Origin of the sequence: Streptomyces sp. NPDC006487 (assembly GCF_042870555.1) — a bacterium.
GTDB lineage: Bacteria > Actinomycetota > Actinomycetes > Streptomycetales > Streptomycetaceae > Streptomyces.
Genome location: NZ_JBIAHN010000002.1, coordinates 467,285 through 484,835, shown reverse-complemented (window position 1 = coordinate 484,835; position 17,551 = coordinate 467,285). Strand labels below are relative to the sequence as shown.

General features: G+C 72.7%; 16 protein-coding genes. 5 read left to right on the top strand and 11 right to left on the bottom strand.

The annotated features are described in order from the left end of the window. Positions 1 to 56: 56 nt before the first annotated feature. The 3 genes from ACFYM0_RS04950 to ACFYM0_RS04940 all read right to left on the bottom strand — a co-directional run bounded on the left by ACFYM0_RS04950 (position 57) and on the right by ACFYM0_RS04940 (position 2,325). The gene (locus ACFYM0_RS04950) at positions 57 to 899 is read right to left on the bottom strand and encodes a hypothetical protein (protein WP_388496575.1); all 843 of its coding nucleotides are present in this window, start codon (positions 897 to 899) and stop codon (positions 57 to 59) included. Between the two features lie 38 nt (positions 900 to 937). Beyond that, positions 938 to 1,549: an NIPSNAP family protein gene (locus tag ACFYM0_RS04945; RefSeq protein WP_388496572.1), complete on the bottom strand. Its 612-nt coding sequence runs from the start codon at positions 1,547 to 1,549 to the stop codon at positions 938 to 940. A 77-nt stretch (positions 1,550 to 1,626) separates the two neighbouring features. Then, positions 1,627 to 2,325: an N-acetylmuramoyl-L-alanine amidase gene (locus ACFYM0_RS04940; RefSeq protein ID WP_388496569.1), complete on the bottom strand. Its 699-nt coding sequence runs from the start codon at positions 2,323 to 2,325 to the stop codon at positions 1,627 to 1,629. Between the two features lie 1,636 nt (positions 2,326 to 3,961). On the opposite strand from ACFYM0_RS04940, the gene ACFYM0_RS04935 reads away from it, so the two are divergent. After that, positions 3,962 to 5,323: a D-alanyl-D-alanine carboxypeptidase family protein gene (locus ACFYM0_RS04935; RefSeq protein ID WP_388496566.1), complete on the top strand. Its 1,362-nt coding sequence runs from the start codon at positions 3,962 to 3,964 to the stop codon at positions 5,321 to 5,323. Between the two features lie 16 nt (positions 5,324 to 5,339). Here the strand turns inward: ACFYM0_RS04935 and ACFYM0_RS04930 are convergent, their stop codons facing one another. The 8 genes from ACFYM0_RS04930 to ACFYM0_RS04895 form a co-directional block, all read right to left on the bottom strand. Next, positions 5,340 to 6,437, bottom strand: coding sequence for a sensor histidine kinase (locus tag ACFYM0_RS04930; RefSeq protein ID WP_388496563.1), 1,098 nt, complete (start codon positions 6,435 to 6,437; stop codon positions 5,340 to 5,342). After that, the gene (locus ACFYM0_RS04925; protein ID WP_388496562.1) at positions 6,430 to 7,125 is read right to left on the bottom strand and encodes a response regulator transcription factor; all 696 of its coding nucleotides are present in this window, start codon (positions 7,123 to 7,125) and stop codon (positions 6,430 to 6,432) included. Before ACFYM0_RS04925 ends, ACFYM0_RS04930 begins: the two co-directional genes overlap by 8 nt. 63 nt (positions 7,126 to 7,188) lie before the next feature. Next, entirely contained in the window at positions 7,189 to 7,893 is a 705-nt protein-coding gene (locus ACFYM0_RS04920; protein WP_388496559.1) for a VanZ family protein, read from the bottom strand. A gap of 189 nt (positions 7,894 to 8,082) precedes the next feature. Then, positions 8,083 to 9,039, bottom strand: a complete 957-nt coding sequence (locus tag ACFYM0_RS04915; RefSeq protein ID WP_388496557.1) for an ADP-ribosylglycohydrolase family protein — start codon at positions 9,037 to 9,039, stop codon at positions 8,083 to 8,085. Positions 9,040 to 9,167: 128 nt separating this feature from the next. After that, complete coding sequence (locus ACFYM0_RS04910; RefSeq protein ID WP_388496556.1) at positions 9,168 to 9,578, bottom strand: SgcJ/EcaC family oxidoreductase; 411 nt, start codon at positions 9,576 to 9,578, stop codon at positions 9,168 to 9,170. A gap of 80 nt (positions 9,579 to 9,658) precedes the next feature. Beyond that, positions 9,659 to 10,066, bottom strand: a complete 408-nt coding sequence (locus ACFYM0_RS04905; protein ID WP_388496554.1) for an MmpS family transport accessory protein — start codon at positions 10,064 to 10,066, stop codon at positions 9,659 to 9,661. 124 nt (positions 10,067 to 10,190) lie between these two features. After that, entirely contained in the window at positions 10,191 to 10,931 is a 741-nt protein-coding gene (locus ACFYM0_RS04900) for an LmeA family phospholipid-binding protein (RefSeq protein WP_388496551.1), read from the bottom strand. After that, a complete protein-coding gene (locus ACFYM0_RS04895) occupies positions 10,928 to 11,662 on the bottom strand; it encodes a TetR/AcrR family transcriptional regulator (RefSeq protein WP_388496549.1) in 735 nt (244 codons plus the stop codon). The genes ACFYM0_RS04900 and ACFYM0_RS04895 overlap by 4 nt, the downstream gene beginning before the upstream one ends. Before the next feature lie 114 nt (positions 11,663 to 11,776). On the opposite strand from ACFYM0_RS04895, the gene ACFYM0_RS04890 reads away from it, so the two are divergent. The 4 genes from ACFYM0_RS04890 to ACFYM0_RS04875 all read left to right on the top strand — a co-directional run bounded on the left by ACFYM0_RS04890 (position 11,777) and on the right by ACFYM0_RS04875 (position 17,465). Next, the gene (locus ACFYM0_RS04890) at positions 11,777 to 14,062 is read left to right on the top strand and encodes an MMPL family transporter (RefSeq protein WP_388496548.1); all 2,286 of its coding nucleotides are present in this window, start codon (positions 11,777 to 11,779) and stop codon (positions 14,060 to 14,062) included. A gap of 7 nt (positions 14,063 to 14,069) precedes the next feature. After that, on the top strand, positions 14,070 to 14,795 hold the full coding sequence (locus tag ACFYM0_RS04885; RefSeq protein ID WP_388496545.1) for a ribonuclease H: 726 nt from the start codon (positions 14,070 to 14,072) through the stop codon (positions 14,793 to 14,795). A 110-nt stretch (positions 14,796 to 14,905) separates the two neighbouring features. Then, complete coding sequence (locus ACFYM0_RS04880; RefSeq protein WP_388496542.1) at positions 14,906 to 16,039, top strand: substrate-binding domain-containing protein; 1,134 nt, start codon at positions 14,906 to 14,908, stop codon at positions 16,037 to 16,039. Positions 16,040 to 16,154: 115 nt separating this feature from the next. Then, positions 16,155 to 17,465, top strand: coding sequence for an ABC transporter substrate-binding protein (locus tag ACFYM0_RS04875; RefSeq protein ID WP_388496539.1), 1,311 nt, complete (start codon positions 16,155 to 16,157; stop codon positions 17,463 to 17,465). Positions 17,466 to 17,551 lie beyond the last annotated feature (86 nt).

Sequence of the window (17,551 nt, the reverse complement as noted above, 5' to 3'; positions counted from 1 at the left end):
GGGCACGGGCCACTGCTCGAGGGCGCCGGACGGGTCCGTGTGCCGGGGAGCCGGTGTCAGGACGCGCCGATGGACCAGAAGACCCCGACCTCGTCGTCGGACACGGCGATGAGGCCCAGTTCGTCGAACAGGTCGAGGCCCTTGATGTACTCGCCCGTGAGGAACCCGTGGACCTCCGTCCCGTCGAGGCCGGCCCGGACGAAGTCCCGGGCGGGATCCGAGGCCGCGTCCCGGGCATTCGTCCAGAACTGCGCGTCCGGGCCGTAGCGGTCCAGCAGGAACCGCGCGTCGGCCAGCAGGGCGTCGAGATCAGGCCGGTGGCGGACGGGCAGCCCGTGGCCCCACTCCTCCGCCATGACGGCGAGCGCGGTGACGGCCCCCGCCGGCTCCAGCTCGTGCAGGCGGTCGCGGAACCCGGCGGCGGGCGGCGGCGCGAAGGGGTACGCCGGCACGGCGACGCGGGCGTCGTTGGTGCGGTCGCCGTCGATCCGCAGCCAGCCGCGCGGGTCCGGGACCTCACGGTGCATCAGGGCGAGCACGTCCTCGGCCCAGTCCCCGTGCCGGCGCGGGCCGGTGGCGAGGAAGACGTACGGGTCCTCCAGCAGGCGCAGGGCCGCCGCGTTCCAGGGGCTGCGGCGCCGCCGCAGCTCCACGAGGGTGCCGCCGACGCTGCGTGCGAACACGTCGGCCGGTGAGCGCGGGAGGCCGGCGAGCTCTGCGCACCCCCACCGCAGGAGCGCCGTGGCCACACCGTCCGCGGCGGCCGCGCCCAGCTCGCGCGGCGCCTCCGGAACGACCGACCGGTTCCCGTACTGGAGTTCACGGGCCGCCCGCCACAGGTCTTCCAGGTGGGCGTCGAGGAGGTCGAGGGCGATGCGGTCGTCGTCTGCCGTGCTCATGGTCCCACCCTAGGCTGCCTCTTCCGGATCTTGCTCCCCTACGGTCGCAGCCCCCGGACGGGCTCCAGCCGGAGCTGCCGCGGAGCCGACTTCAGCTGGAGCGAGAGGTCCGGCAGGCGCGGTGCCCGCCCCGCCGTGAACCAGAGCAGGACGTTCTCACCGGTCCGGACCGGCAGTGCGGGGAAGGTGTTCTCCGCGTGCTCGGTGAGGTGTACCGCCTGCGCGGGCGTTCCGGCGGCCGTCAGGGCGGGGCGCAGGTGCTCCTCGAAGTGGTCGGCGAAGACCGTGAGGTCCAGGGGATGGCAGAGGGTCGCGACGACGGGTCCCGTGGTGGCCGGGGCGGCGAAGCCCGGTCCGCGCAGCAGGAGCACGTCGTCCGAGTCGATCATGGTGGCGTTGGCCCGCTCGCGATGGGCCGGCCAGACGGGGCCGCCGTAGAAGGCCCGCAGCGCCCGCGCCCGCGCCGCCATGTCCGGGAAGCTGCGTAGCCAGACGAAGCGGTCCGGGTCGTCGAGGTCCCGGAACCGGCCGCCCACGGTGATGCCGGCCGCCTCCTGCCCAGCGACGAATTCCCGCTCGAAGAGGTCGACCAGAGTGTCCCGGGCGCCCGGGTGGAGGGTGTACTGCCGGAGTTCGACGATGGCGTTCATGGCCCGGACCCTAGAGCCGTTCCACTGACACCACCTGTCAGTGGAACGCGATGCCCCTCGCGGACCTTCCGACCGGCTCACTCTCCGCGGGGCAGTCGCTCGCGCACCCGGCGGATGATCTCGCCGCGCTGGCCGGACCGGAGGGGGCCGGGGCACGCGTGCCCGCCCCACGCGGCGCCGCCCATGGCGTGCACGCCCAGACCCGGCTGGTCCGGGTGCTCGCTGACGGCCGGCGGCCAGCCGTGCGAGCCGGCGCCCCAGGAGTAGATGCGGGCGACGGCGTCGACCTGAGCCTCCGTGAGCGACCGGGTCGCGAAACCGGAGGTCTCGACCGAGGCCCACGAGGCGTTGCCCTCCACCTGTGCCCAGGCCCGGTCCAGGACGGACACGTACTGCTCGGTCTCCCCGTCCCGGGAGACCCAGAAGTGCGAGGAGGTCTTGATCCCGGGGGTGTTGAACCGCTCGTACAAGGAGCCCTCGCCCTCCTGGACATGGAGCACGAGCCCGCGCTGCGCGTCGCGGTCGCCGGCGACGAAGTTGCGCTCCAGGGGGATCCTCGCCGCCCCGGGCATCCATCCGGATGCGGCGGAGGCGGTGGGCGAGGCCTCGGGCGTTGCGGCTCCTCCGTCCCGGCCGCGGTCGTCGTCGCCGGGTCCGGAGCCGCCGGACCCGGCGACCGCCAGAGAGCCGGCGGTCGTGGTGAGGAACAGCGCGCCGCCGCCGGCGAGCAGCCGTCGCCTCGACGGAGCCGTGGGATCAGGGGTACTGGAGCTCATGAGCGGTGTCCGGTTCCTGGTGGTGCGGTGCCGTGCGTGGGGGAGAGGGCGATTCTTCGGGGCGCTCATGATGGGGGCGTGATCGTTTGATGATCGTTCGACGACGGATCCGGCCCCGGCCCGGCCGGACGGATTGTGACCAACTGGTCATCCAGCGCGCATCACCTGCGCATATGAGGCACGGAGACTGGCTGCTGATCCAGAACGGCACGACAAGGCGGTGTACGGCATGACGGCGGTACCGGTGGAGGGCGAAACGCCCGACGCGACGAAGGACGAGCACCCGGCGAGGACGCCCGGGGCGCGCGACGCGCAGACACCGCCCCCCGCCCAACGGCCCGCGCCCGCACCCCGGCCGGGTCAGGATCCGTGCACCGTGCCCGCTCCGAGGGCGGTTCGCGAGCCGGTGGCTGCGGCCGGTGCCGCACCTGCGACTGCTGCGGAGGCAGAGCCCGGGCCCGGGCCGCGGCCCGCGGTCGCACCCGTCCCCACGTCCGGGTCCGACGCGGCGCCCGCGCTTGTGCCGGAGCCCGATTCTGCGGCCGTGCCGGAGTCGGTGGTCGAGCCTGCTGCCGAAGCCGAAGCCGAAGCCGAAGCCGGAGCCGGAGCCGGAGCCGGAGCCGGAGCCGGAGCCGGAGCCGGAGCCGGAGCCGGAGCCGGAGCCGGAGCCGGAGCCGGAGCCATGCCTGCTGCCGAGGCCGACGCCGAGGCCGAGCCTGCGTCCCGGACCCGTGTGGAGGCCGTGCTCGCGTCGGAGCCCGCGCCCGAGGCCGAGCCCGCTGCCGGGGCTGGGGCCGGATCCGGGGCTGCGTCCGGATCCGAGGCCGATTCGCCGGCCAAGGCCGTGCCCATGGCGTCGTCCGCTTCCGTGCCCGCGGCCGGCGGGGAGGCTGAGGCTGCGTCCGCCCAGGAGCCCGGCACCGCGTCCACACCCGGGTCAGAGTCCGGGCCTGCGGGGAGGGCCTTGCCCGCGCACGAGTCCGTGTCGGGGGAAGTTCCTGAGACCGCGTCGGCTTCGGCGTCCGTTTCCGAGCCGGCGCCGGGTGTCGAGTCCGGGGCTGCGTCCGCTCCCGATTCGGTGCCCGGGGCCAAGGTCATGCCCGCGCATTCGACCGGGGCCGATCCTCGGAGTGCGTCCGAGTCCACGGGTCTGCCCGCCTCGGGGCCCGTGTCGTGGCCGCGGCGCCGGTCCGGATCGGATCCGCGAGCCGTCCCCGAGGGGGCCTCCCGGGTCCCGCCCACCCCTGGCCCGCCGCCGCGGCCGGACACCGAGTCGGGTTCGGGTGCCGACCCGGAGCCGGGCACGGTGACGGCAGTCGGCACGGGCACCGGCACTGGCACCACCCCTGAGTCGGACTCCGAGAAGACGAGCAAGTTCATCGCGCTCAAACCGCTGGACGGGGCCCCCACGCGGGCAGTGCCCGCATGGGCATCCGCGGCGGCGCGAGGGTCCGCGCCGGTACCCGTGCGACCCGCCCCGGCGGCGCAGGCCCCGGCCGCGCATGTCCCGGCTTCGGGAACCGTGCCGGCTGCGGAGCCTGCCCCGGTTCAGGGAACCGTCCAGACTCCGGGACCTGCGTCCGCCCAGGCTCCGGGAGTTGCTCCCGCTCCGGCAACCGCGACGGCTCCGGGGACGGTGGCCACCGCTCCGGGGGCCGCCCCCACCCCCGAGGGGACCACCGAGCAGCCGTTGCCCGCGCTCGATCTGCTCGCCCAGCTCACCAACACCCCGCCGCCGCCCGCGACCCCCGGGCGCACCGTGGCCCGGCGGGTCCGGATCTGGGTGCCGCCGCTCCTCCTGCTGGTCGCCGTACTGGCCGTCGTACAGGCCCTGCGGCCGCTGCCCGACGCCGTGCTCACCAGTGCGGGCGCCGCGTCCTCCGTCACCCTCGACGGGCGGTTCGACGTGCCCTGGCCGGAGAAGGGCCAGGCCGCCGTACGGATCGGTGGCGCGGGCGACGTCGGCACCTTCGGGGAGCAGAAGCCCGTGCCGACGGCCAGCGTCGCCAAGGTCATGACGGCCTACGTGATCCTCAAGAACCACCCGCTGAAGAAGGGCGAGGACGGCCCGCAGATCGAGGTCGACGCCAAGGCCGTCGCGGACGGCACCTTCGCGAGCGAATCGCGCGTCACGGGTCTGACGGCCGGCACCCGCTTCTCCCAGCAGAACATGCTGAAGATGCTGATGATCCCCTCTGGCAACAACATCGCGCGCCTGCTGGCCCGCTGGGACACCCGAAGCGATTCCGAGGCCGCTTTCACGGAGAAGATGAACGCCGAGGCCAAGGCGCTCGGCATGACCTCCACCACCTACACCGACCCGAGCGGGCTCGACGCCAAGACCGTGAGCACCGCCGCCGATCAGCTGAAACTGGCGGAGGAGGTCATGAAGTTCGACGCGTTCCGGGCGATCGTCCAACTCCCCAACGCCGACGTCCCGGGGCTGCAGGAGAAGCTCATCAACAACAACGACGACCTGCTCATCGCCGGACTCAGCATCAAGGGCATCAAGACCGGCTCCAGTTCGGCGGCCGGTGGCGCACTGATGTGGGCGGCGTACAAGACGGTGGGCGACAAGACTCCGCTGATCCTCGGCACGATGCTTGACCAGCACGTCACCGGCGCCGACCCCGACGGCGCCAACAGCCTGAAACTGGTCAAGAAGAACAGCAAGAAGGTCATCGAAGCCGTCCGCGAGGCCATGATCTCGGCCGGCGCGGTCAAGAAGGGCCAGGTCGTCGGCTACGTCGACGACGGGCTCGGGACCCGGACCCCGGTGGTGGCCGCACGGGACGCGGCCGTCGTCGCCGTGCCGGGCCAGCGGCTCGAACTGGGTCTGGCCGTCGGGGAGAAGGGGCTTCCGGCGGAGGCGCCGTCCGGCACCGAGATCGGGGTCCTGACCATCGGCAGCGGGCCGGGCGCCCCGACGGTCCCCGTGGCGCTCGGGACGGATCTGTCCGAACCGTCCTTCGGTGCGAAACTCCTTCGCCTCGGCTAGCCCGTACGGGCGTTGCCTACCGCGTGCCGGGGAGCCGGACCGTCACGAGGAGACCGCCGACGGGGCGGGGGACGAGGTCGAGGGTCCCGGCGTGGGCGCGGACGATGCTGTGCACGATCGCCAGGCCGAGACCGACACCGGCGTGCTCGTCGGTGCGTACGCGGTCCGCCCCGCGCCGGAAGGGTTCGATGAGCGTCGGGACCAGCTCCGGCGGGAGCGGGGGGCCCGTGTTCTCGACCTGCAGCACGCTCGTGCCGTCGTGCTCCTCGGTGTGGACCGTCACGGTCCCGCCGGTGGGTAGGTTGTGGACGAGGGCGTTCTGGACGAGGTTCGTCACCATCCGCAGCAGGAGCTCCGCGGAACCGTCGGCCCGGGCCGGTCCACCGGTGACGTCGAGGGTGATCCGGCGCTGCTCGGCGAGGGGAAGCAGGGTTTCGGCGGCCTCCTCGGCGAGGAGCGAGAGGTCGACGCTCTCACGCGTGAAGTCCGCGCGGTCGCCGTGGCTGAGCAGCAGGAGGGCCTCGGTGAGGTCGATCGCCCGCGCATTGACGGCGTGCAGGCGTTCGACGAGCTCGTCGCGGCCCCGCGTCGGGTCCTTGCGGGCGACGTCGAGGAGCGCCCGCGAGATGGCCAGGGGGGTGCGCAACTCGTGGGAGGCGTTCGCGGCGAACCTCTGCTGCTCGGCCACGTGCGACTCCAGCTGCTCGAGCATCGAGTCGAACGCGTCGGAGAGTTCACGGAATTCGTCCTGGCGGCCCTGCATGTGGATCCGGTGGGACAGTGACCGGTTCCCGGCCGTCCGCGCCGCGTCCGTGATCCGGGTGAGCGGTGCGAGCATCCGGCCGGCGAGGATCCACCCTCCCACGAGGCCGAGCACCAGCAGGAACACCAGTACCGCGGCCGCCCTCGGAGCGAACACGCGCAGGAGGTTGGACCGGATGGGGAAGACGCCGTGGGCGGGCGCGTCCGCGGAGACGATGAGTGCCCGATCGGGGACGTACCGCAGCAGGAACAGCCACACCGCCGCGAGCAGCAGGACGCCGGCGACCATGAGGAATCCGGCGTAGCTGAGGGTGAGTTTGGAGCGAACGCTCAACCCGGGCGCCCTATCCACGGTCCGCTCCCTCGCGCACGGTCTCCGGCTGGGTGCCGATGCGGTAGCCGACGCCGGGCACCGTGGCGATGATCCAGGGTTCGCCGAGCCGTTTGCGCAGGGCGGAGACCGTGATGCGCACGGCGTTGGTGAGGGGGTCCGCGTTCTCGTCCCAGGCCCGTTCCAGCAGCTCCTCGGCGCTGACGACGCCGCCCTCGGCGGCGACGAGGACGTCCAGCACCGCGAACTGCTTGCGGGTGAGTGCGATGTAGCGGCCGTCGCGGAAGACCTCCCGGCGGAAGGGGTCGAGCCGCAGGCCCGCGATCTCGCGGACCGGGGGCCGGGCGTGCGCGCGCCTGCGGTCGAGCGCGCGCAGCCGCAGGACGAGCTCGCGCATCTCGAACGGTTTGGTGAGGTAGTCGTCGGCGCCGAGTCCGAACCCGGAAGCCTTGTCGTCGATCCGGTCGGCCGCGGTGAGCATGAGGATCGGGATGCCGCTGCCGGAGGCGACGATGCGGCGGGCGACCTCGTCGCCGGAAGGGCCGGGGATGTCGCGGTCGAGGATCGCGAGGTCGTAGGAGTTGACGGCGAGCAGTTCCAGGGCGGAGTCGCCGTCACCGGCGATGTCGGCGGCGATCGCCTCCAGCCGCAGACCGTCACGGACGGCCTCGGCCAGGTAGGGCTCGTCCTCGACGATCAGTACGCGCATGTCCGAAGCCTAGACACCAGGACATATCGTCGTCGTATGCGCGGTGGGCATCGGGTACGCGCGTCAGCCCGCCGGCGTCAGGACGGGCCGGGGCCGGTCCGACGGCGTCGGCGTTGCGGTGCGCCACCAGCGGCGCGAGGCCAGCCCGGCCAGGGCGGCGCCCGCGGCGTTGACCAGGACGTCGTCCACGGAGGAGACCCGGTCCAGCCGCAGGACGTACTGCGCGGTTTCGACCAGGACCGAGCAGCCGGCCCCGAGTGCCAGGATCCGGGGTGCGGAGGCCAGCGCCGCCCACCGCATCGGGGCGAAGAACCCCAGCGAGGCGAAGACCAGCAGGTTGCCGCCGATCCCGAGCGGCCCCATCGTGACCAGGTCCCGCAGGGGTACGAGGCTGAACCGGCCGGGGACGATCCCCGCTCCGGACCCCGGCATCATGGTCATCCACACGAACGGCAGCGTCCCGAGCACCATGCCGACCTCGGCCAGCGAGATCCGCCACGCCGATGCGGCGCCGGCGGCGCGCCGACGGCGGGCCAGGGCCCACACCAGTAGCAGGGCCGGCGGCACGGCGACGAAGGTCATGAGCACCACGCCGTTGAAGGTGTCGAAGCACCCGTGCCACCGCCCGGCCATGCACCGCGGAGCGGACATCAGGAGCGGTCCCCGCACGAGGTACATGACGCCCGCCACGCCGAGGGCCGCCACGCCGAGGAGTAGGAGCCTGCGGGTGCGGTGGGGCGGTGGCGACGGGGATGCGTTGTGGTTCATGTTCCCAGGGGAGTCGGTGGGCGGTTGCGACGGCGTATGCGATTTTCGATACGTCCGCGATACGCGAGATACGTGCGCTACGTGCGATCACGGCATCGGTGCACCGCGGCCGACAGCGGTACCTCGACGACGAAGAACAGGAAACAGGGCGTGTGATCCAGACTGTGCGCCATCGCCGCAGCCTAGTAGTCACATGATCTGCCGGGGCAGGGTCTGCGGAGCCGTCGGCTCGGGCGTCCACCCGCTCCACACCGCAATGGCCTCGCGGGCCGCGAGCCAGTCGGCGGGAACGGCGCCGGTGCCCGTGCGGGCCGCGACCACCCCGCCCGCGATCGCGCACGTGGTGTCGCGGTCGCCCCAGCCGCCGACGGTCTGCCACAAGGCTTCTGGCAGGTCGTCCGGATGCCCCGCGGCTGCCCATAGGGCGAACGGCACGGTGTCCGGCGCCGAGATCCGCCACCCCGAGCCCAGTACGGACGCGGCACGGCGCACCGGCGTATCCGCGGGGAGGCTCGCGGCCACGCGGAGTCCGGACCCGACATCGCTCCCCGGGACGTACCCGGCGACCTCCTCCAGGAACTCGGCGCGGAGCGGGGCGTCCCGGCCCGCGCCCGCTGCCGCCAGCGCGGTGGCCACCGCCACGGCGACGGCGCCCGCGGCAGCCTCCGGGTGGGCGTGCGTGGCCTGCGCGGACAGCCGGGCCTGCGCGGCGGCCTCCTTCGGGGCGTCCCGGAACCAGGCGCCGAGCGGCGCGACCCGCATCGCGGCGCCGTTGCCGTAGGAACCCTGCCCGCCGAACTGCTCGGTGGTGACGGCCCGCCACTGCTCGCCCGCGCCGATCCGCCCCAGCACCTCGTGCATGGACGCTCCGTACTTGCGCCCCGGGTCCCGCGCGTACTCGGCGGCGAACTCCCGCGCCAGAACGCCCGGCACGACCTCTCCGCGGGCCGCCAGGTGGGCGAAGAGCACGAACGCCATGGCGGAGTCGTCCGTCCACCGCCACGGAGTGGGCCTGAGCCGGCGCGCCGCCCACTGCTCCTCGACGTTCTCGCCGGAGAGGGTGAACCAGCTGTCGCCGAAGGCGTCGCCCATCACCAGCCCGTCCAGGGAGGCGCAGGCGGATCGGGCGTAGGGCGGGCTGCTCATCGGGGGTCCTTCGGACGGCGGACTGGTCGAGCCATCCTCTCCGTACGCGGATGCCGTGCGCGAGACGATTTGGGCCCGTCCGCTCGGTGCCCGTCGACTCGGTGTCCGTCCACTCAGGGCCCGTCGGCTTACGGCCCGTCCACGACGACCCCCGTGTTCTGGCAGGCGGTCAGCAGCCAGCGGCCGTCGGGCTGCTTCGCGATCACGTACAGCGGAGCGCCCTCGCTCTCCTCGCCCGGCGACAGGTAGCGCTGGCGGACCTTGACGGCCGCCACGTCGGGGCGGATGAAGAGCACGTGGACCACCTCGTAGGTGACCTGGCCGTCCCAGTTCGCCGCGGGCAGGACCTTGCGGGTGAACTCCGAGATCGCGTCGAGGCCGACGAGGACCTTGCCGTGGGCCGTCGTCCAGATCGCGTCCGGGTGGAAGAGACCGAGGAACTCCTCGGGGTCCTTGGTCCGCTGAGAGTGCTCGACGGTGGCGACGAGCCGGCCGATCGCTTCGATGTCCGCCGCGCGGGACGGGAAGGGTGTGGTCATGAGGATCACGGTCACACCTCAAGCGCGCTTGAGGTCAAGCCCGTTGCGGTACGGGCTGCCGGGTCGGCCGGCCGGACCGCCTACGGGACGGTGACCGGAGACTCCGCGACGCAGCCGCCGGCCGTGGCCGCTTCGCCCCTGGCCTCCTTGATGACCTTGCCCTTGTGGATGACCTTGCAGGTGAGGTCGGCGGTGTTGTCGGCCGAGCTGGGGGCGACGGCCGCGGGCATGATCCCGCGCAGGGTGACCGTCTTCGTCCACGTGGCGCCCGGCTGCTCGGCGGTCGCGAGGTTCGGCGCGGTGGCCGTGCCCCCTCCGTCGTGGAAGGAGATCGAGTCGACCGTCTTGCCCGTGACCTCGTAGGTGACCTCGTAGGTCTCGTTCACGGCCTTGTCGACGGCCTCGTCGACCGTCCCGCAGCCGGCGGTGGTCAGCGCCAAGGCGGCCAAGGCGAGGGCGGAGCAGGTGGTGGCTGATGATTTGCGCATGGCCGGAGAGTAAAGTTAAAGAATCCGTAAAGTCAATTCTGGTGCAGTCTAGACCTTAGGGGTGGGGGATTCGGGGGGTTGTCGAGCGTTTGCGAACCGGAAATGGTGAGGGGGGTGAAGGTGGCTATGCCGCCTCGCAGTCCTTCCCGTCGGTGTCCGATGCGGCGGACTTCGCGAGGGAGGCGTCCAGGCTGAGGCCCGCGCCGGTGGTCCGGGCTCCGGTGAGGCTGACGCCTTCGGGCAGGTCGCCGACCTCCACGGTCCGGGGTGCGAGCCGCTCGGCCAGGCCGGCGGCGCCCGGCAGTCCGCTGACGGTGGCTATCGGCAGTTCGCGGCCCAGCACGGTGACCGTCGTCGGGGTGATCGTGAGGCCGGCCGCCGTGGTGCTGGTGGTCGCGTGCACGGTGACGGGGAGGCCGAGGGTGCCCACGGTTCCGGTGAGGGTGAGCCCCTTCGCGTCGCCGCCGACCGTCAGGCCCTCGGCGCCCGCGGCGGCTTCCTCCGAGTCGGCCAGGCGCTTCTGCAGGGCCTCGTAGGGGATGGTGGCCGTTGCCCGCCCGCCGCTGATGCCGCCGTCACGCGTGACGTCGTACAGGTCGGCCTTGATGTCCATGTCGGTGTCGGCGCGGCGTACGCCCTCGGCCGCCAGGTGTACGGAACCCACCTGGCCGGTCAGCGCGCGGAGTCCGGCGAAGGCGCCGGAGAGTTCCGCGGTGACGGGCCCGCGGGCCTGGAGGCGGCAGCCCGCCGCACGCGCGATGCGGTCCTGGGCGGAGTGTTCGACGGCGACGTCGGCTACGAAGACGCCGACCAGTGTGATGACCGTCCCGGCGGCGATGAGGGCGGGGGTGCGGCGGAGCTTCATGGTGCGGCGGATCCGATCTGCTTCAGCATTCCGAAGGCCTCCAGCAGGAGGACGGAGGGCGGGGTGTCGGTGAAGGTGCCGTTCGCGCGGCGCCGGCGCTGGGTGCGCAGGACGGCCCGGACGGCGGACAGGGCGGCGCCCGCGATCACCCCGGCACGCAGGTCGGCCTCGGGGGTGTCGGCGGGGAGCCGGTCCAGCACGATGAGCGTGAGCCGGTTCTCGAATTCGGCGAAGAGCTGGACGAGTTGGGCGGCCACCACGCGCTCGTCGCCCGCGATCGCCACCGAGTGGGTCAGTGCGGTGAGGCTGGACGCCGCGAACGGGGCGACCGCGGAGATCAGCGCGTTGCAGACCGCGTCGAGCGGTTCCTCTTGCGGCGGGCGCCGGGCCAGTTCGGCCTCGACGTACGCGAACAGGTCGACGCTGTCGGGCAGGAGCAGCGCTTCCTTGCTGTCGAAATAGCGGAAGAAGGTCCGCTCGGAGACGTTCGCGCAGGCGGCGATGTCCGCGACCGTGGTGCCCGCGAAGCCGTGCTCGGCGAACAGGGCGGCGGCGCCCTCGCGCAGCAGCTTGCGGGTCCGCTCCTTCTTCCGCTCGCGCAGGCCGGACTCCACATCCGGTTCCGCGGCCGCAGCCGCGGCCTTCGCCGACCCCGACGCCGGCTCCGACTCGGATGCGGATTCGGGCGTGGACGTGGAGGCCGAGGAGGGTGCGGCTGGATCGTGGTTCACCGTCGAAGCCTAGCAATGCCGTCACCCCTGTCAATTGTCATGAATGACAATTGTCAGCCCTGACATTTTCTGCCAGGGTGCTTCGTGTCAGCCCTGACACTTCCTGGAGGCGTCGTGCATTCCCCCCTCGGCCGAACGAGCCGCCTCGGCCGCCTCGGCGGCTTCTGCGCCCGTCACCCCGTCTGGGTGATCGCGGCCTGGCTCCTGCTGCTGGCCGGTGCGATGTTCGGCAGCCGGCTCGCCGCCCCGGTCTACAGCGACCAGATCACCCTCCCCAGTACGCAGTCCCGTACCGGCGCCGATCTGCTGGCCGCGTCCGCCCCCGGGATCGGGGACCCCAACGGACGTGTGGTCTTCCACGTGGACTCCGGCTCCCTGGCCGGACACCGCCAGGCCCTCGACGAGAGCGCGGCCCGCCTCGCGCGGATGCCCCACGTCACCGCCGCCTCCCCGGTCGTGACCAGCGCGGACGGCCGTACCGCCTACACCACGGTGTCCTTCGACCGGCAGGTCAAAACCCTCGGGCACGGGTACACCAGCACGCTCGACACGGCCACCGCCGCGGCCCGCGCCTCGGGCGTGGAGGTCGCGTACGGCGGGGATCTGAACCAGGTCGTCCGGCCGCCGGCCGACGACAGGGCCCGCGAGGCGGCGGGCGTCCTCGTGGCCCTGCTGATCCTCCTGCTCGCCTTCGGCAGCGTCGCCGCCGCCCTGCTGCCCCTGCTCACCGCGGTGGTCAGCGTCGGTGTGGGCCTCGGTGTCGTCGGCATCGTCGCGGGCGTCGTCGGCTTCGCGACCGCCGCCCCCACCCTGGCCACCATGATCGGCCTCGGCGTGGGCATCGACTACGCGCTCTTCCTCACCACCCGCTTCCGCCAAGACCTCCTCGACGGGCACGACCCGGTCGACGCGGCCGGCCGTACCGCCGCGACCAGCGGGCGCGCGGTCGTCGTGGCCGCCGTCACCGTCGCGGTGGCCATGCTGAGCCTCTACACCTGCGGGCTGACCTTCATCGGCCGCATGGGGCTGGCCGCCACCATCGTCGTGGTCGTCACCGGGGCGGCCGCCCTGACCCTCGTGCCGGCTGCCCTGGGCCTGGTGGGGCGCCGGATCGACCGGTTCGCGCTGCGCCGACCGGTCGCCGAGACCTCCGGTGACCACGACGGCTGGCACCGCTACGCCGCCCTGGTCGCACGGCATCCGTGGAAGTTCCTGACGGCGGGCACCCTGCTGCTCGCGCTGTGCGCCGTGCCCCTGTTCTCGCTGCGCCTCGGCCACGTCGACGACGGTGCCGACCGGGCGGGCAGCACCACGCGCACGGCCTACGACTGGATCTCCGAGGGCGAGGGACCCGGCTTCGGCCCCGGGGCCAACGGCCCCTTCGTCCTGGTGGTCGACCTCCATGAAGCCACCGTCCCGGCCGACCGGATCGGCGCCGAACTCACCGCGGCGCTGCGGGACACCGCCGGGACGGCCGGGTTCACCCCGCTCGCGCCGAGCCCCGACGGCCGCCTGCTCGTCTCCACCGTCACTCCGGCCACCGGACCGCAGAGCGCCGGCACGGGCGGCCTGTTCACGACACTGACCACCGCGACCCTGCCCGACGCGCTGAACGGCACCGGCGCCGAGGGTTACCTCACCGGCTCCACCGCCGGCCAGCTGGACTTCCGCGACACCGTCAAGGACCGGCTGCCGCTCATCATCGCCATCGTGCTCGCCGCCGCGCTCGTGCTGCTGACCTTCGTGTTCCGCAGTGTGGTGGTCCCGCTCAAGGCGGTCGCGCTGAACCTGTTCACCACCGCCGCGTCCTACGGGGTCCTCGTCGCGGTGTTCCAGTGGGGCTGGGGGAGCAGGCTGATCGGGGTGTCGGAGCCCGTTCCCATCGAGTCGTTCGTACCGATGATGATGTTCGCGATCGTCTTCGGCCTGTCGATGGACTACGAGATCTTCCTGCTCTCCGCCATCGCCGGCTCCTGGCACCGCACCGGCGACAACACCCTCGCCGTCGGCACGGGCCTGGCGGCCACGGGGCGGGTCATCTCCAGTGCGGCGCTCATCATGACCGCCGTCTTCCTGTCCTTCGCGGCCTCGCCCACCGTCGTGGTCAAGATGCTCGCGGTGGGCCTGGCGGTGAGCGTGGTCCTGGACGCGACGGTGGTGCGGCTGGTGCTGGTCCCGGCGGCGATGTTCCTGATGGGCCGGGCCAACTGGTGGCTGCCGCCCTTCCTGGACCGGCTCCTGCCGCGGCCGTACACGGAGGAGCGGCCGGGGGCGCCGGCGGAGTCGTCGCCGGAGCCGGGCACGGCCGGGTCCACGGCGGCGGGGACGGCAGCGGGCACGGCCGGGTCGACGGCCGCGGGCACAGCCGCGGGCAAGGGCAGCGGTCGGGGTGAGGCATGATCGGGGGATGTCTGATCGCATCATCGCCGCCTGCGACGGGGCGGCCAAGGGAAATCCCGGGCCGGCCGCATGGGCCTGGGTCATCGCCGACGCCCACGGGCACCCCGAACGCTGGGAGGCCGGGCCGCTCGGCCGGGCCACCAACAACGTAGGTGAACTCACCGCTCTGCAGCGGCTGCTGGAGGCCGTGGCCCCCGGTACGGCCGTGCAGGTGCGGATGGACTCCCAGTACGCCATGAAGGCCGTGACCCAGTGGCTCCCCGCCTGGAAGCGCAACGGCTGGAAGACGGCCGCGGGCAAGCCGGTGGCCAACCGCGAGCTCGTCGAGAGCATCGACGCCCTGCTGACCGACCGGGACGTGGAGTTCCGCTACGTCCCCGCGCACCGCGAGGACGGCGACCACCTGAACGCGATCGCCGACCAGGCGGCCAGCGACGCGGCCGTCAGCCAGGAGCCGGCCGGCACCGCGCTCGGCCACGACTCCCTGCCCGTCCCGGCGCCGGCCCGCAGCACCCCGGCCCGCAGCACCTCCGCCCGCCGTCCGGCCGGAGCCGCGTCGGCCAAGAGCGCGACGGCCGCCAAGAGCAGGACCTCCGGCCGGGCCGGGGTGACCATCAAGGCCAAGTTCCCCGGCACCTGCCCCTGCGGGAAGCAGTACGCGGCGGGGGAGAAGATCAGCAAGCTCGGTTCGCGCTGGGGTCACCCCGACTGCGGCGGCGCCGACGCGGAGTAGCTTTCAGCCACGTTCCCCATGCAAAGCTTTCGTTCGAAAGAAAACGGAAGTTTCGGCTTTCGCGCGCTACGCTGACCTCGGCCAGGGACGCAGTCGAGGGGAGCTCCACCGTGCACGCAGAGGAACGACAGCAGGCGATCCTGCGCCGGGTCCGCGAAGCGGGATCCATGCGTGTCACGGACTTCGCGGCGGAGCTCGGCGTGTCCGTGGTGACGGTCCGCAAGGACGTCGAAGTCCTCGCCGAACGCGGCCTGCTGGCCCGGGTGCACGGCGGCGCGATGCTGCCTGAGGACTGGGCGGAGACCGCGCCAGTGACCGCCGCCCCGGCGGCGGCCGGCGCGGCCCCGGCCGCTCCCGGCGGAGCGGTCGCCGCCGGACCCGGCGGGGGCCCCGGTTCCAAGCGGCCGCTGGTCCTCGGGCTGATCGTGCCGTCGTCCGCCTACTACTACCCCGAGGTGATCAAGGGGGCCAGGGAGGCGGCGGACGCCCTCGGGGTACGGCTGACCCTCGCCGTGTCCACGTACGACGTGGACACGGAGAAGACGCAGGCCGCGCGGATGGTCGCGGACGGCGTCGACGGGCTGCTGATCGCGCCCTCCGCCGACGACGGGAAGCCGGGCGGTCAGTGGTACGAGGAGCTCGGCGTGCCCGTCGTGCTCATCGAGCGCCGCCCCGAACAGCAGGCCTCCGCCGCCGAGCACGTCGGCACGGACCACGGATACGGAGCAAGGCTGGCGGTGGGCCACCTCCTGGACACGGGACGCCGCAGGATCGCCCTGGTGATGCGCGGCGGGACCCCCACCGCACCCTGGATCAAGAAGGGCTACTACGCGGCGATGGAAGAGGCCGGCCCCGAGGTCGCCGAGCACGCGCTCTTCCTCGACCTCGCGCAGCTCGGGGCGGGTGACGCCGCCTACGAAGAGGTGCTGGCCGCCTTCGTGGAAGCCGTGCGGGAAGGCCGGGTCGACGCCGCCCTGGTCCATCCCGACCATGAGGCCATGGTGCTGATGCAGCGGCTGCGCGGTGCCTCGCTGGTGGTGCCGGGCGATGTCGCGCTGGTCTCGTACGACGACGAAGTGGCCTCCCTGGCGGACCTGCCGCTGAGCGCGGTGGCTCCCTCGAAGCACGAAGTCGGGGTCACGGGCGTGGAGTTGCTCGTACGGCGGCTGCGCGAGCCGGGCCGGCCCAGGCGGCGGATCGCCATCCTCCCCGAGTTGCGGGTGCGTGCCTCCAGCGAGGCCTGACAGGTACTTGGCTTTTCTTTCTCAAACTTTCCTTTTCTATTGACTCCCTTCTCCTCTGGCCGAATGATGTGCATCACCTCGCCGCATCGACGGCTCGCATCTGAGGAGCAGAGCAGTGAAGCTCACTTCCCGTACCTCCCGCGCCGCCCTCGCCACGCTCTCGCTGGCCTTCTTCGCCACCGCCTGCGGTGGGAGCGAGGGGGGCGCCGCGCCGAAGGCCGACGCTCCCAAAGAGCCGGTCAACCTGACCTATTGGGGATGGACCGGCGGTGCCCAGCAGGTGGTGGACGCCTTCAACGCGTCCCACCCGAACATCAAGGTCACCTACTCGGCCATCACCGGCGGACCGGACGGGTACGCCAAGATCAGCAACGCGATCAAGGCCGGGAACGCTCCCGACGTCGCGGGCATCGAGTACCCGACCCTGCCGGAGTTCGTCAGCCAGGGATACCTGGCTGACATCAGCGGCCCGGCCGGCCCCACCGTGAAGGCGAAGTTCCCCCAGGGCGTCCAGGACCGGGTGACCCTCGGCGGCAAGACCTGGGCCGTGCCGTACGACGCCACGCCCAACCTCCTCTACTACCGCAAGGACCTCTTCAAGAACGCCGGCGTCGAGGTCCCCAAGACCTGGGACGAGTACAAGACGGCCGCCGAGAAGATCAAGGCCGCCGACAAGAACGTGCGCATAGGCGGCTGGGGCAACGACGACGCCCCGCTGCTGGCGGCGCTCTCCTGGCAGGCCGGTGCCAAGTGGTACGGCACCGAGGGTGACGGCTGGAAGGTCGACATCAACGACGCCTCCTCGCAGAAGGTGGCCTCGTACTGGCAGGGCCTGGTCAAGGACGACCTGGTGATGAACCTGAAGATCAACGGCCCGGAGTTCGCGAAGGCCAAGGCCGACGGAGTCATGGCCAGCTTCATCGGCGCCTCGTGGAGCGCGGGCGGCACGATGACGGCCCTGGCCAAGGACTCGGGCAAGTGGGGCGTCGCCCCGCTCCCGCACTGGGGCACCCCGGCCACCGGCATGTTCGGCGGCACCAGCTACGCCGTCACCAAGGGCAGCAAGCACGTCAAGGAAGCGGCCGAGTTCGCCGCCTGGGCGGCCACCAGCCCCGAAGGCGTCAAGGCCCGCCTCAGCAGCCTGAAGGCGCCGAGCAGCAGCCTGCCCGCCAGCCCCGAACTGCGTCCGATCGCCGCCGCGGCCTTCGACGACAAGGGCTTCTTCGGCGGCGACAAGGTCTACGAGATCGCCGGCGCGCAGGTCGACACCATCGTCCCGGGCTGGGTCTGGGGCCCGGTGCAGACGGCCACCAACACCGCCATCCAGGACGCCGCGCTCAAGGGCACCCTGACCGACGGACTCGCGGCCGGACAGGCCGCCGCCGAGGCGGCCATCAAGGGCCGAGGGCTCAACCTCGCGCAGTAGGCGCCGCGCGGGGCCCGAAGCCCTCCCGGCACCCGGGCCCCGCCCCCGCCTCGCCCCTGCGCCCCCTCCAAGGCTCTTCCAGTCCG